Raw genomic sequence first — 14,219 nt, forward strand, 5'->3', positions numbered from 1 at the left:
TAAATCAAAAAACTATCACTGGGCTAAATGGTGTTCATCGCGATTGAGAGCTTGCTCAATGCAGTCTTTTAGCTTCTGAGCGAGGATACTCACATTAGGTTGGTGAACCATATATTCGTGAAAACCTGGAATAGTGTGTAACTCAATATTAGCCATCACCTTTACCCAACCCAGAGTTGGTTCCAAAGCAGAAACATCTTGGGAGAAGCTCAACAGTCCTTTTTTTGCCCGAAACAGAAAGCTTGTACCTGGGTAAGGTAGTGGCAAGTAATTTTGCATTGCTTCAGAATTGCTCAATTGAACTCGCAGTAAACGTTCGATATCAGAAGGAATCAGGTTTGTTTGTTTGACCTGCTCGCAAAGGAAGATCGCTTGCTGCTCAATAGGGAGTCTTTGTAACTCTTCCCGCGAGATTGAAAGCGTTTCATGAGGTAGCTCTATAACAAATTCCTTGGATATGTACTGCTCATCAGGCAGATGACTATAAGTATAAGTATCCAGCAATCCTAGAAAAGCGACCTGCTCGCCTTGGGTTTTCAGTTCGTGAGCCATCTGCAAAGCCACCATACCACCGAAAGACCAGCCCATTAAGATGTATGGACTTTGGGGCTGGACTTCCCGCACAGCCGCTAGGTAAAGGGTAGCCATATCTTCCACCCGCGTGAGTGGCTCCTGTCCGTCTTGTATACCCAGCGCTTGCAAGGCATAGAAGGGTTGATCCCTACCCAACAATTGGGCTAACTCACGGTAGCAAAAAACGGTTCCAGTAAAAGGGTGTACGCAAAATATCGGCAGTTTGGAGCCGCTCGGCTGAATGGGAACTAGAGGAGAAGAGGAAGAAACTCTCCTATTTTGATGCAGACTAGCAGTTAGTTGCTCAACATTTAAGGAATCAACATTAAAAATATCTGGGCGATCGCGTAGCAACTCTAGGATTTCTGTTTTATGCTGCTTCAGTTGGCTTAATACTGAAGAAGTTAACTCTTCCTTGGAAGCGCGATAATGCAGTTTTTCACCCTCACTCCATAATTGCCAACCTTGGATGGTAAGATTCTGCAAAAACTCAACTAAATTCATAGTTCCCCTTCTCCAAAATCTATACTTTCAAAAGTTTTCGCAATTAAATGTTCAGCCATATCTTGAATATTGGAGTATTCAAACAAAACTGTTGCAGAAACCGCACAACTCAAACTGGTTTGCAGCAAATTCCTGAGTTCTAAAGACAGCAAAGAATCCATTCCCATATCAAAAAATCCTAACTGTGGGTCTAGCATTTGAGGGTCTGGATATCCCAGTAACTTAGCCACCACACCTTGCAAATAATTCGTCATTAATTGGGTGCGATCGCTACTTTTCGCGGCCTTCAATTCTAACAAAAATGGATTATGTGCAGTTTCTTCTGTGGAACAGGCATCTTGCCTGTAATTTTGCCTGTAATCTTGCCTGTAATAGCATTCCATTTCTGTCAAAACCGACATTTTCATCCCAGAAGGTAACATAGCTGCAAACCGAGACCAATCAATGGGAGCTACTGTCACTTGGGTTGCCGATTCTTCTAATAACTGCGTCAAAATCTGCAATCCCTCTGCCGGTGGAATGCTACCTATCCCCAAAGAACGAATCCGACTCTGCAACTGACTTGTCAAACGAGATGCCATGCCTCCTTCTCCCCAAGCTCCCCAATTGACGCTCAAACCGGCCAATCCCAAGCTGCGACGATGATGAACCAAACCATCCAGAAAAGCATTCGCCGCCGCATAATTCCCTTGCCCTGTGGAACCCAAAACCGACGCCGCCGAGGAAAAACAAACAAACAAATCTAACGGCAACTCCTGAGTTAACTGATGTAGATACCATGCTCCTTGAACTTTCGGAGCCATTACTTTAATAAAGCGTTGCCAATTCATTTGTTGTAAAACCCCATCATCCAAGATGCCGGCGGCATGAATCACACCCCGCAAAGGTGGCAGAGACATTTTAACTTGTTTGAGAACATTAGCCACATCTTGTTCCACAGAAACATCAGCCAACAGCACCGATATTTCTGTTCCCACCTCCTCTAATTTAGCAATAGTTTGTTGTGCTATTTCCGAAGGTTCCCGACGCCCAACCAGTACCAAATATTTAGCACCCTTATCCACCAACCACTTAGCTAATTGTAATCCCAAAGCCCCTAATCCACCCGTAATTAGGTAGCTACCTTCAGGAACAATATTAACCTCTTGTTTCCCTCCCGTCGTCTGCTGTGGTCGGCGTACCAGTCGCGCTACCTGACGTAGAGACGTGCCATGGCACCTCTCTACTGCGTAGGAAATTTGGTTTTCTGTTGTGATTAATGTTAGTTCTTGATACAGCAACTTCACCACTTCTTCTGCTTGGATATCTGCTGGCAAATCGAGTAACCGACATTGCAATTCAGGATGTTCCAAAGCAACTACCCGACCTAATCCCCACAGGGGTGTCTGTTGAACATTCCCTGCACTTTGGGTTACAACCCATAGAGGCGGCATCTGTGGCTGTTTTGTCTGGATCAAAGCTTGTACCAAGTGCAGCAAACTCGCGCAACTATATTCTAAAGCTGTTTCTAAATCACCAGCACTTGTTGACAAACTCCACAGATGAATAATCCCCTGAATTGGTAAATTTTGAGCAAGAATTTCATCCAGCAATTGCTGAAAATCTTCCGGCGCAGTTGGGTTTAGTTGGTAATGGGTGTGGAGCGGGCGTCCCCGCCCGCTAACTTCGTTAATTTTTTGATAACTCAAACCAGGAGAAACTAGAACACATTTTTCTCCCAATTTTTGCTGTAATTCTGTCGCTACAGCACCCTGTTCTATCAACACTAACCAAGTTCCTGTTGTTTGTGTTGGCGTTAGTTCTGGGGGAGTTGAGTGTTTCTGAGGTTGCCATTCTAGTTCATATAGCCAGCGCTGGGGTGTCACCTCGGAGTAAGATGACAATTGCGCCAGCATTTGTTGATTCCATTCGGCTATTTCCTGTTTGGATAACTGAGGTTGTTTTTGAGCCGTCAGTAACACATAGCTCGCCAATCCCTTACTCAGAACCTTGCCTAACTGATAGTAAGACTTAAACCCAGCCTTAACATTTTCATCCCGATTTTTTTGATACAACTGTTCTAAACTTTGCTCAAAGCCGGGGTCATACAAAAAATTAGAGATTTCTGGACTAACATCAATCGCAGCTACTAACTGAAGTTGATTTTCTGACAAGAGTTGTACCCACTCAGATTTAGTAATAAAGTAAGAAGAGGTTTCCTGATGATCGATCGCAAAATCGCTATTAGAGATAAAATCTGCCAACACCAAATACCCCTGTTGGTTCAAATGAGTGCCGATATTAGCAAACAACGACTTTTTATCGAGAATATGGTGAGCGACCTCAAACCCAAACACCAAATCATAAAAATCGGGAAACTCATCTTTAGCACTATCTCGATTAAAGATTTTTACCCGTCCTTGGAGTTGATTTTTAGTGACTTTTTGCAGAGCAAATTTAGCCTGTTCACTAGAAATCGTATATCCACTTAGCTGCAAGTTTTCATAGTTTTCAGCTAACTGAATTAAATCGGAACCATAGCCACAACCAAAGTCTAAAACTTTTTGACAAGCGGAAAAATTAACTAAAGAAAATAGAAGTTTTCTTAACTCTTTTTGAGATTCAACAATCATCTCACGAGATTGTTCTTGATTCGGTTCTGTGAGACATTTAATCCAAGAAAAACCAGAGACTTTTTCTGGGAACAAACCAAAAGTTAAATAAAGTGATTCTGCTAATCCATCCGTTTGACTTTCAGCTTGCTCTTGACCCAAAGTGGCAACCGCATTGTAATATTCGTGAACAGTTCCCCCCTTAAACTGTAAATAATTTTGCTGCCGTTTAATCAGAAGTTCGAGTAGTTTTGGTAGCAATTGTCGCTCTTGTTCTGTCAATTCCCCTGCAAGTTCTACCTCAGTTGCTAACTGCTCAGTTGCCCCTTGATTCAGCAAATTAATAATAGGTGTAGAGACGGTTTCATCCTGGGATTTCTGCTTATTTTCCTCGACTTCTGACCAATACCGTTGTCGTTGAAACGGATAAGTGGGCAATGCTACCTTACAATGGGAATAATCCCGGTCAAATCCTAACCAATCTATTGCAAATCCTTGGGTATAAAGTTGCCCTAAACTAGAAAGTATTTGTTGCCAATCTTCTTGAGGAGGACGTAAAGTCGGCAACCAAATTCCCTGATTTTCTGGCAAACATTGACGACCCATTCCTAACAAAATTGGCTTGGCTCCAACTTCTAAGAATAGTTTATATCCTTGCCGATCTAGAGTTTGCATCCCCTGACTGAAACGTACAGGTTGTCGGACATGGTTCACCCAATATTCAGGAGTAGTTATTTCCTTTGTTGCCCATTGTCCCGTAACATTAGAAATTAGCGGTATTTGCGGCTGACTGTAGCTAACTTCTTTAGCTGCGATTTCAAACTCTGCTAACATGGGTTCCATCAAAGGCGAGTGGAAAGCATGGGAGACTTGCAGAGGTTTGGTCTTGATTCCCATCTCGGTCAACTGGCTACAAATTGCTTGGATGGCTTCACCAAGACCAGAAATTACAACGCTTTCTGGGCCATTAATCGCGGCGATATTAACTTGTGATCCGTAGGGAGTAATTAACTCTTTTACTTGAGATTCTGTTGCTAAAACTGACACCATTTCGCCACCAGTCGGTAACTGCTGCATTAATCTTCCCCTTGTCGCCACCAGTTTCAAACCTTCTTTTAAACTGAATACTCCGGCGACAGTTGCAGCCACATATTCCCCCACACTATGACCCATGACTACATCCGGTTTAATCCCCCAAGATTGCCACAACTGAGCTAAAGCATACTCGATGGCAAATAGGGCAGGTTGGGTGTAGGTGGTTTGATCAAGTAGAGACCGACCATGGTTGGTCTCTACAGTGGGATATAGAATTTCCAACAAGGGTAATTCTAGGTAGGGCCGCAGAATTTCGTCACATTGCTCTAGGGCCTTTCTAAAAGTAGGTTGAGTTTGGTACAACTGCCAACCCATATTGACGAATTGGGAACCCTGACCTGTAAACAAAAACGCTAGTTTCGGTGAACCTGTGTGACTAGAGATTTGACTAGAAAATACCCCTGTAACTTCTTGGCCTGCTGCCAAGTTTTTCAATTTGGTAGTGAGTTCAGCTTTATTAGAAGCAATTACAGCCCATCGATGATTAAAATGAGAGCGTCCTGCATTGGCTGTAAAACAAATATCTCCTAACTCTAATACTGGATGATTTTGGAGATGATTGGCATAATCAATCGTTAACTCTTCAAGGGCTTTTTGAGTTTTTGCTGAAAGCGTTAAGAGGTGGAACCCCGGCTCTAAAAACTTTTCCTTTTTGACAGTTTCTGGTGCTTCTTCCAGAATCATATGCACATTTGTCCCACTAATTCCGAAAGCACTAATCCCGGCAATTCTAGGCTGATTTCCTCGAAGCCAGGGAATAGCTGAAGTGGGAATGACCAGAGGAAGTTGATGCCAAGGTATATGGGGATTGGGTGTTTTCAGGTGCAAATGGGGGGGTATTTCTTGATGCTGAAGCGATAAAACTATCTTAATCAAACCGGAGATTCCGGCGGCGGCTTCCAAATGCCCGAAATTGGTTTTCACTGAACCCACAACTAAAGGTTGATTAATGGGCCGATTTTTACCATAAACTGCGGCTAAAGATTCTAATTCAATGGGATCTCCCAGGGATGTTCCTGTGCCATGAGCTTCTACATAGCTAACATGATGGGGTTCCACTTTCGCATTGTGTAAGGCTTGCTGCATGACTTCTTTCTGAGCCATTTTGTTCGGTACTGTTAGACCGCTACTGGGCCCGTCATGGTTGATAGCAGAACCTCGAATGACGGCTAAAATTGCATCACCATCGGTTATGGCATCCGAGAGACGTTTCAGGACGATCATCCCACATCCTTCACCTTGACCATAACCATCCGCCGCCGCATCAAACGTTTTGCAGCGCCCATCTGGGGCTAATGCTTTTAATAAGCAACGACCAATAGTGCTTAATGGCCATAAAATCAGATTCACTCCTCCGGCGAGGGCGAGATCACATTCTTTTAAACGCAAACTTTGGCAAGCTAAATGTACTGTGACTAAAGAAGAAGAACACGCCGTATCTAACTGAATATTCGGCCCTTGCAAGCCAAGAAAGTGAGAAATGCGACCGACAGCCATACTGCGGGCGTTACCTGTCCCAGAGTGAGCATCTATTGAGGACAGATTCTCCAGATTCATAAACCGTTGGCTATAGTCATCTGTGCAAATTCCTACATAAACACCGGTTTGGCTATGCCTGAGTTTTGTTGGTGTTTGTCCGGCGTTTTCTAGGGCTTCCCAGGTTACTTCTAACAATAGTCTTTGTTGCGGGTCTAAACTCGCGGCTTCTCTAGGAGAAATGCCGAAAAATAGGGGATCAAACTGGTCAACTTGCTGAAGGAATCCCCCTTGTTTGGTGTAGGTTTTCCCTGGTATTTCGGGGTTGGGATCGTAATAAGCATCAACATTCCATCGACCCGGTGGTACTTCACCAACAGCATCAATCCCTGCGTGCATTAAACTCCAGAATTTGCCCGGGTTATTCGCGTTTCCCGGAAATCGACAACCCAGACCAATAATGGCTATCGGTTCAGTTTTTTCTCTATTGAGTGCTTCCAGTCTATTTCGCATTTCTTTGATCGTTTGAAGCACTTGTTGAGAGGAAATAACTTGTTTTTCTGGGTCTAAAATATTGGTCATTTTATATCTCCTGGTTAAGAATAAGTTGAATTTCTTTAAGTTCCTCGTTGATAGCATTGGCGATCGCTTCTTCTTGAATAGCATTGGTGATCGCTTCGACCGTTAGAGATTCTATTTCATCCTTAACAGTTAAGTTTGTAGTTTCAGTTTCATGATCCCGTTCAATTTGTGGAGGATTTTCCTCTATTTCTTCTCCTTGAAAAACACTTTGAATTAAATACTGAGCCAGTTTTTGAATATTAAAATGTTCTGACAAAGTTGTGACTGTAACAGAACACCCAAAACTTTTCTGTAACAAATCTCCGAGTTCAAGCATCATCGAATAGTCTAGGCCCAAATCAAAAAATCCTAGCTGTGAATCGGGAATTTGCGAGTCATTCAATCCTAATAATTGAGCAACCACACCTTGCAGATAATCTTCCGTTAGCTGGAAGCGTTCTCTCTGTGGGGTTTTCTCTAGCTGTTGCAAAATGCCTATGTCTTGTTCTGAGGATTGACCATGTTGATACCGATTGATTAAAATATTTAGCAGTTTAGGGAGCAGTTTTTTCTCTGCTTCGGTCAGTTGTTCCTCGAACTTAACATCCTGAACTAATGAATTTATATCAATTTGATTAAGTAAATTTACAATGGGAGTGGCGTTATTTTCAACGTCTTTTTGCTGTTCATTTTCCGAACTTGACCGCCAATAACGTGTCTGTTGAAACGGATAGGTTGGCAAGGGTACTTTGTGACGGGAATAATCTCGGTCAAACGCCGACCAATCAACATTTACTCCGTTTACATACAACTGTCCTAAATTCAAAAGCATCAGTCGCCAATCGTCTTTAACAGGAGATAAGGTAGGCAACGACACCCCCACATTTTCTAGCTGTATTGGCTGCCCTCCAATTTCTAAGAAGAGTTGATATTCTTGCTGATGCAAAGTTTGGATACCGGCACGGAAACGGACTGGTTGCCAGAAGTTGTTTCTCCAATATTCAGGGGTGGCAATTTGATCCGTTTCCTGTTGTCCAGTAATATTAGAAATTACAGGTATCCGAGGTTGATTGTAGGTGATTTCTTGGGCTACAGTTTCCAACTCCCCTAGCTGATGTTTACTATTAGGTGAATCTAAGTTATGGAACATTTCTGTACCACTAGCAAACTGCTGCATCAATCTTCCTTTTGTCGCCACCAGTTTCAAACCGGCTTCCAGGCTGAATACACCTGCCACAGTTGCCGCCACATATTCCCCTACACCATAACCCATAACCACGTCGGGTGTAACGCCCCAAGATTGCCACAACTGAGCTAAAGCATACTCGATGGCAAATAGGGCAAGTTGGGTGTGTAGAGACGTGCCATGGCGCGTCTCTACAGTGGGATAGAGAATTTCTAACAAGGGTAATTCTAGGTAGGGTTGCAGAATTTCTTCACATTGCTCTAGGGTTTTTCTAAAGGTGGGTTGAGTTTGGTATAACTGCAATCCGATGTTCACGAAATCAGAAATTTCGCCAGTGAACAAAAACACTATTTTGGAGGATTCGCTTTTTACTGTTTTGTGTCCGTTTGTCTGATTAATCTTGACGAAAGTTTGCAGTTGTTTGTGTAATTCAAAGTTAGATTCAGCGACGAAAAAACATCTCTTTTCAAAATGGGTGCGTCCTGTATTCGTCGTAAAACAAATATCGGCGATCGATTCTTCTTGATTTGACTGCAGATAATCTTGATATTTTTTGAGCAGTTCCTCCAATGCCTTCTCATTCTTGGCCGATAGAGTTAGGATGTGCAAAGGACGCTCAATTTCTGTTTTCTGAATTTCTGGCTTTGGTGCTTCTTCCAGAACAACATGAGCATTCACACCCCCAACTCCAAAGGAACTCACACCTGCCCGTCGGGGAATTATTTCCTCTGATTCTGTCTTTAATGGCTGCCATTTTTCGTTTTCATCGACTATATAAAAGGGGCTGTTTTCTAACTCTATTCGTGGATTGAGTCGCTTAAAATTGAGAATTTTGGGCAATTTTTTGTGCTTCATTGCTAAAATAACTTTAATCACCCCAGCAATTCCCGCCGCACCTTCTAAATGTCCAATATTAGTTTTAACTGTCCCTAAACCACAATAGGGTTTTGCCGATTCTGGCAGTTTATACTGTTGATGCAGTTGTCTAAACCCTCGTTTGAGTGCATTAATTTCAATCGGGTCTCCCAAGGGAGTTCCAGTGCCATGAACTTCAATATAAGAGACTGTATTAGGGGGGACATTAGCATTAGTATAGGCAGCCCGTACGACTTGAGCTTGAGCATAAATGTTGGGAGAACTCAGAGTCCGTGATTTTCCACCATGATTGACAGCACTGCCTTTAATCACAGCATAAATATGATCTTTATCCTCAATTGCTTTTGCCAGAGGTTTTAATAATATTATTCCTGCTCCTTCTCCTCGGACATAACCATCAGCATCCTGGTCAAAAGTTTGGCACTGTCCTGTAGGAGACAACATCCCTAATTGACTCATTTGAATGAAGCAGGTCGGTGTATTGAAAACACTAACTCCTCCCACCAAAACCACGTCACATTCGGCATTTTTGAGCGCATTAACGCCCAGATGAAGGGCAACGAGGGAACTGGAACAGGCGGTATCTACAGAAACACTCAAACCGCGAAAATTCAGGAAGTAAGAAATGCGGTTAGCAATCATGCAACCCCAACTTCCTGTACCGCTATGTCCTTCTATGTTTTCTTGATTTTGGTTGAGTAAAAGAACGGAATCATAATTACAAGCCCCAATAAACACACCGACTTGACTTCCTGATAGGTGAAAGGGGGAATATCCCGCGTCTTCTAAACAAGACCAACTCACCTCCAGCATCAATCTCTGTTGAGGATCAAGGCTTTTCGCTTCCCGGGGAGAGATCGCAAAAAATTGGGCATCAAATTGGTCTGAGCCCTGAATCAATCCCGCCCATTTACTAATCGTTTTATTTCGCTGTTGGGGATGCGGAGAATAATATTTATTGACATCCCACCTTTGGGGAGGAATTTCAGTGATGCTATTGACTCCAGCTTCCAAGTTGAGCCAAAATCGTTCGTAGTCATTGGCTCCAGGAAAGCGACAAGCCATGCCTATAATAGCGATCGCTTCACTGTGATTTTGCTCTGTCTCTTCTGTTTGGGTGCTGTTAGCCTGTATTTCCTGTTTATCCTGGGAAAAATACTGTTGAGAATGTTGACTCATTAAACTCCTCTTTCATTCAACCTTTAACTGTTGGTGAAAGTTTTACACTCATCCAGTCGGACGGAAAACTCTCGCTGGCTAAATCCAGTTTAGCACGAATCCGAATTAAGTAAAAACCATCTTGCTCTAGTATATAAGTTGTATATTTTTCTTCTTTAATTTGACACCAAATCACAGGCAAACTGGAGCGATTATATAAGGTTAAGTAGATGTCATAGTTGTTGAGTAATTCTGGCTTAATTCTCACCGTTAAAGAGTAATTTTTATAAACAACTCCATATAAAAACTCGTTATTGGGATTGCCAACTGGTAAATATTCTTTCCTAACCCATTCTTGGAGGAGCCATTTTTGGCAAATCAGTAAAGTGAATATATAATTCAGCCATCGGTAAAAAATATTATCGCGGTTGATTAAATTATCGAGATAATTATTAACATCATAAATCTTAATAAATTGAGTCTCAGTTACATTATTTTCATCTATTTCGATTGCGGGTAAATTAATAGGTTCTGACCAATGATAGTATCTTAAACCTAAAGTATATTTTCCTGGGTTCAGGTTTAATTGTATCCATTCTTCCTCCAGGTTTAAATGATGGGAGGTTAGATGCTGAATCGATGAGGCTTCAGGAAATGTATAGATTCCTATACTCCATGATTGGGCTGAAGTGACACAGGATTTTACCTCTATGGCTAAAGATTTTTTACCTCAAAAGGGCCAAGACCAGCAGCAATAGCATGAGGGTTCCACCGAGGCCCAGTGACTAAAATTGATGTTAATATTAATGGTTTTCTGAGAAGTTCATCAGAGTAAACTAGTCATCTAAAGACTGTTTTTTTGTTAATACTTGCATTGATATTAGCCAGAGTGCGTAGCAATAACCTAACTGTTTTGAAAAATATAAAAGATAAAAAAGCAGCTGGAATTTCCCACAATAGCCTTATATCTATAATTTTTTCGCTCTTCGTCATTAATCAATAATTTCCTAATCTTGTGTTGCCAACAGGAGTGAACAGAAAGCAGATAGAATAACACTAGTGTTTGACACAGCTTCTGCTTTCTGTTTTCACCCACTTTTTTTAGGCAGGAAGCTTAAAAAAGAAACAATCCCTGCATTTTTCGCTGTTACCGAGTAACCATTTAGAACGACCCGAAAAGCCAGTTAGCCGAAGAATTTTCGTCTTCGGTAAAATAATACTCTCGGACTGCTTCTTTTAATTCAGTGATATCGAGACGTCCATCGCCTGATTTATCAAGCTTATTAAATGCAGTCTCAGCGTCACTTCTTTCTATATTCAAAGCTTTGCTGAGCTTCTTGTACTCGTCCATAGTGATGTAGTTTTCTCCACTACTACCTACAGATTTTAGCAATGTAACTGCTGGGTCGATGATATACTTATTAAACCGAGCTGGATCATTGATTAACTCTTCAATGTAGTTGTACCATTCATCAAGAGTTACTCCCCCACTGCTATCAATATCAGCTTTTGACTTTAAGTCCTCCCCCATCTCTTCGTATAGAGATATAGCCGAGGTATTCTTGCTATCAATTCGTTTTAGCTGACTGATATAACCCTCAAAGTCTTCTGGGGTTAATACTCCACTGCCATCAATATCCTGAGTATCAAAAGCTACTTTAAACTTTCGTTTTTGCAGTTCTGTTAATGCCATAACTTGTGACCTTGTATTTAGGGAACATTTTGGAGGATTTATTTTTGCCTAACCTCATTTAGATATTAACCCTTATTGCCTAATAAATAAAGTCGGAAAAGTACAAAGGTTAATCATTCCAAATTTTGCCTGTCTTGGCAATACTGCAACTTCGTTGCAGTGAGTAGTTACATAGTATCATGCGCTTGCCCAGAAGTCTTGAGTTTTGTAACAAAACTTTACATACAGCACTTTGCGTGGGGAGCATCCCACTTTTTGACTAAGCAGAAATACCTAGCTTGATGTCGTTATTTAAATACGCACATCTCAGTCTTAAAATTTGAGGCACATTTTTTTCGTTCCACTGTGCACCTACAATCTTAATTCTTGCTCCAATCTGTTTAATTAAAGACTCTACAGCTCCCGAACCAATGTCAATACCAAGATGTTTGATAATTCTGGTAATCTGGAATTCTTGACTGATGTTTTCGCAGATATTTCTGGAATTTTTCACTTCCTTTACTCGTAACCCCTACAAATTCGGCTATGGCTTCTACTGTTAACCCTTGCCACAGTTTATTCTGCGCTCTCTTCAGTCGTTTGAGCGAACCTCCTACTTTATGTAAATTTTCTATTAAATGATACCAATCGAGTACCTCTCTTCTTTGCTCTATAGTCCCAATTTGATTAAACAGATTCCACACTCCATCATGACCATCTCCCAAGCAGGTTATCGCTTCACTTTGAGGCTGGCTATTTACCCATGCCACTAAGTCTCCATTATTTTGGAAAAAAGCTGCCCCTAGTTGACCATGTATCTGAATCGCCTTATAATTTCTCCAGATACTTTCCAGTCCTAATGCAGTTCTCAGTCTGACGTTTCCTCCGTCTATACTCAATGCTTTTATTTGCTCGGTAGCTTCAGGTTCAGGAAATTTATAACGTTCTAATAGCCGATGTTGTGTACTGTGCGGCACATAAATTCCTGTTAACATTTTTAAGTCTCTCTCAGCATTGGCAAATGATTCGTTTCCCACTAATAATAAACAACATTTTTCCAAATTAGGACTCAGACGACTTCCTTTCTTCACTCCCAACCTTTGGGCTTGCTTACTCGATAGAGTTATTTCTCCTACACAACTTTTTATGGTTCTTTTTCTTCCAGAACCTTTGCCGCCCGCTGAGTTAAAAAAAAACCGCTAATTTCTGGTGCTACTGTCTCAATTAAATGTTCTCTCACACTCAGTTCTACGGATTCAAAGCTTTGTAGATTGTCTACTGAGGTATTTTTATAAAGGATCTCTGCTATTTCTTGGAGATTTATTTTGATCTTCTGCTGTTCTTCTGGGGTCATACTAACTTGGATTATGGTAATTTATCTGCTTTCTATTATGCCATCAACTTAGCCAGATAATTGTCTGAGTATTTATACTTATTGCAAAAGTGGGATGCTCCCCTTTGCGTGACTAAGAGGTACAGTAACAGCAGTGAGCAAAATAATTTTCGATTTGCTTACTTGAACATAATTTCACTCCCAATTCCAATAGTTTTTCTACTATCTGTATACTTCGAGGTACAAATCTCCTGAGCCATGCCTTTAATTCCCACCATAAATGTTCGATCGGGTTAAACTAGGCGTGAGTACGGTGATAAGTACACTATTCTTACTCCCACTGCTTCAATCATTTCTTCTACCCCCTCTACTTTGTGCGCCTTCAAATTATCCATGACTAATACCGCTCCTTTCCATAATTTTGGAACCAGTTGTTCTTGCACAAATTTCTTGAACTCCTCTCCGTTTATCGATTTTTATATTGTCTTCATGGCGATGACTTTTTTATTGCTTATTGCTCCCACCACTGTTACCCTACTTCCTCTATAAAATGGCTTGATATCGTAGCTTCTTTCTCCCTTTTTACTTCTAGCTCTAAGTCTCATTATCCCCAGCAATACGCCCATTTCGTCCAAAAATATCAGATTTTCTGGTTCGACATCTCGGGTTTTTTCCCAATATTCTACTCGCTTCTTTTGATTAATTTCTTTATGGGCTTGACTGCTCCGTAGTGTTTTTTTTTTCAAAGTTAGTTGCTGCTTTTGTAAGAATCGGCACATGGCACTCTCGCTCAACCATACTCCTGTTTTTTCGTGCCAATACTCACAATATTCTGCAAGTGTGTAATCTGGATACTGGGCTACCATCTCTTCAATCTGTTGTTCGTGACCAAAGAGTTGGCTCGGTTTACCACCCTTTGCCTGACTAGGGAGTAGTCTTCCTGTCTCTTTTTTTCGCTTTAGTAGTGCCTGTACGGTACTTTTACTGACTTGAAATCTTTCTGCTACTTTCCGAATAGAGGTGTTACCTGCTTCGTAAGTGTTAATGATCTTTTGACGCATATCTAGGGAGTAGGGTTTCATTTTTCTTTTTCTTACCACCTCTACTATTGTACCTAATCGTTAAGCAAAGTGCTGTATAAAGTTAGAGTCATCATATAGAACCCATTTGAGATCTTTTAGGCGATCGACAGAC

The 14,219-nt window shown here is 41.4% G+C and carries 6 protein-coding genes and 2 pseudogenes; all 8 read right to left on the reverse strand.

Translation table 11 applies throughout. The features are described from left to right. Positions 1–15: 15 nt before the first annotated feature. The 8 genes and pseudogenes from QUB66_RS08525 to QUB66_RS08555 all read right to left on the reverse strand — a co-directional run bounded on the left by QUB66_RS08525 (position 16) and on the right by QUB66_RS08555 (position 14,107). Positions 16–1,077 (reverse strand): alpha/beta fold hydrolase, encoded by a 1,062-nt coding sequence (locus QUB66_RS08525; protein WP_332968422.1) that lies wholly within the window; start codon positions 1,075–1,077, stop codon positions 16–18. Further along, complete coding sequence (locus QUB66_RS08530; protein WP_332968424.1) at positions 1,074–6,821, reverse strand: type I polyketide synthase; 5,748 nt, start codon at positions 6,819–6,821, stop codon at positions 1,074–1,076. Before QUB66_RS08530 ends, QUB66_RS08525 begins: the two co-directional genes overlap by 4 nt. Position 6,822: 1 nt before the next feature. Beyond that, a complete protein-coding gene (locus QUB66_RS08535) occupies positions 6,823–10,041 on the reverse strand; it encodes a type I polyketide synthase (RefSeq protein WP_332968425.1) in 3,219 nt (1,072 codons plus the stop codon). Between the two features lie 16 nt (positions 10,042–10,057). Further along, positions 10,058–10,824, reverse strand: a pseudogene (locus QUB66_RS08540) (DUF6208 family protein). A gap of 358 nt (positions 10,825–11,182) precedes the next feature. Next, positions 11,183–11,713, reverse strand: a complete 531-nt coding sequence (locus tag QUB66_RS08545; protein WP_332968426.1) for an EF-hand domain-containing protein — start codon at positions 11,711–11,713, stop codon at positions 11,183–11,185. A gap of 259 nt (positions 11,714–11,972) precedes the next feature. Next, positions 11,973–13,046 (reverse strand): annotated as a pseudogene (locus QUB66_RS08550) (ISKra4 family transposase). A 272-nt stretch (positions 13,047–13,318) separates the two neighbouring features. Next, on the reverse strand, positions 13,319–13,468 hold the full coding sequence (locus QUB66_RS29725; RefSeq protein WP_442923471.1) for a transposase: 150 nt from the start codon (positions 13,466–13,468) through the stop codon (positions 13,319–13,321). A 33-nt stretch (positions 13,469–13,501) separates the two neighbouring features. Beyond that, complete coding sequence (locus QUB66_RS08555) at positions 13,502–14,107, reverse strand: IS630 transposase-related protein (RefSeq protein ID WP_332968427.1); 606 nt, start codon at positions 14,105–14,107, stop codon at positions 13,502–13,504. Between the last annotated feature and the right edge of the window lie 112 nt (positions 14,108–14,219).

Origin of the sequence: Microcoleus sp. A2-C3 (assembly GCF_036706065.1) — a bacterium.
GTDB lineage: Bacteria > Cyanobacteriota > Cyanobacteriia > Cyanobacteriales > Microcoleaceae > Microcoleus.

Excerpts from the sequence above, each read along its gene's own strand:
- QUB66_RS08525 (WP_332968422.1), bottom strand. The coding sequence starts at position 1,077 with ATGAATTTAGTTGAGTTTTTGCAGAATCTTACCATCCAAGGTTGGCAA.
- QUB66_RS08530 (WP_332968424.1), bottom strand. The coding sequence starts at position 6,821 with ATGACCAATATTTTAGACCCAGAAAAACAAGTTATTTCCTCTCAACAA.
- QUB66_RS08535 (WP_332968425.1), bottom strand. The coding sequence starts at position 10,041 with ATGAGTCAACATTCTCAACAGTATTTTTCCCAGGATAAACAGGAAATA.
- QUB66_RS08545 (WP_332968426.1), bottom strand. The coding sequence starts at position 11,713 with ATGGCATTAACAGAACTGCAAAAACGAAAGTTTAAAGTAGCTTTTGAT.
- QUB66_RS08555 (WP_332968427.1), bottom strand. The coding sequence starts at position 14,107 with ATGAAACCCTACTCCCTAGATATGCGTCAAAAGATCATTAACACTTAC.